The sequence below is a fragment of the Streptomyces sp. NPDC049577 genome (assembly GCF_040675635.1).
Classification (GTDB): domain Bacteria; phylum Actinomycetota; class Actinomycetes; order Streptomycetales; family Streptomycetaceae; genus Streptomyces.
Genome location: NZ_JBFAPH010000646.1, coordinates 1 through 1218, shown reverse-complemented (window position 1 = coordinate 1218; position 1218 = coordinate 1). Strand labels below are relative to the sequence as shown.

The 1218-nt window shown below is 74.9% G+C and carries 1 protein-coding gene and 1 pseudogene; both read left to right on the top strand.

Annotated features, from left to right (window positions below; all coding sequences use genetic code 11):
* On the top strand, positions 1-826 hold an 826-nt coding region (locus tag AB0K09_RS33555), incomplete at its 5' end, for a hypothetical protein (RefSeq protein WP_366069162.1).
* 92 nt (positions 827-918) lie between these two features.
* Positions 919-1218, top strand: a pseudogene (gene thrS / locus AB0K09_RS33550) (threonine--tRNA ligase); the annotation flags it as partial.

The following is a 1218-nucleotide window of genomic DNA, read 5'->3' as shown; positions in this document are numbered from 1 at the left end:
CCTGGCCGCCGCCCTCGCCACCGGCGCCCGCGCCGGCCACCACGGCGCCCGCCGCCGCCACCGCGCCGAGGCCGCACTCGACCGCCTCCTCGTCGGCCCCGCCCCCGGCGCCCGGGAGCTCACCGTCCACCTGCCCGTCGACCCCCCCACGGCGGCCCGCCCCTACCCACCCGACGACCCCGGCGGCCGGCCCATCACCGTGACCCTCCTCCGAGCCCTCCAGGCCACCCGCGACGCCACCGACTACGCCCGCGCCACCGGCCGCCCCGACGCCTTCACCGCCGCCGTGGAGGCAGGCGTCTGCCAGGAGCTCACCGAAGCCCTGGTCACTCTCGTCAGCGGCTCCGAGGGCATCCGTATCGCCTTCGCCTGGGCCCCCGCCGCCGGCCCGCCCGGCGGCTTCGCCGCCCACCCCGAACCCGTGGACTTCTCACCCGGCGACCTCCCCGCCCTCCGCGACGCCGGCGCCCGCTACGTACGGGACGAACCCCCCGTGACCGTCCGGCTCACCGGCGAGATCGTCCGCATGCGCCGGGAGACCCCCGGCGGCCCCGGCGAGATACGGCTCCGCGTCCTGTCCGGGGCCGACATCCCCGAGGCCCGCGCCACCCTCGGCGAGGACGACTACCGCACCGCCGGCCACGCCCACCTCCTCGGCCTCCCGGTCACCCTCGACGGACGCCTGGAGAGCGGCGACGGCTTCCGCCGCCTGGCCGACGCCGGACACGTCGCACCCGTCCAGGTCGACGAAGCGGAACGGGACCGGCTGCGCAAGGCGCTCCACGAGGACCCCGGCACCTTCGACGACCAGGGCGGGGCCGACTGAGCGGAGTCGCACCGTTTCGCTACCAGGGCACCGGGCTCGGTACGATTCAGGCGCAGCATCCGCTGTCGTATCCCTTGAGTCAGGAGAGACCGGTGTCAGACGTCCGTGTGATCATCCAACGCGATTCCGAGCGGGAAGAGCGCGTGGTGACGACGGGCACTACGGCCGCCGACCTCTTCGCCGGCGAGCGCACCGTCGTCGCCGCGCGCATCGCGGGCGAGCTGAAGGACCTCGCGTACGTCGTCACCGACGGCGAGGAGATCGAGCCGGTGGAGATCTCCTCCGAGGACGGTCTGAACATCCTGCGGCACTCGACGGCGCATGTGATGGCGCAGGCGGTGCAGGAGCTGTTCCCGGAGGCGAAGCTGGGCATCGGTCCGCCGGTGAAGGAC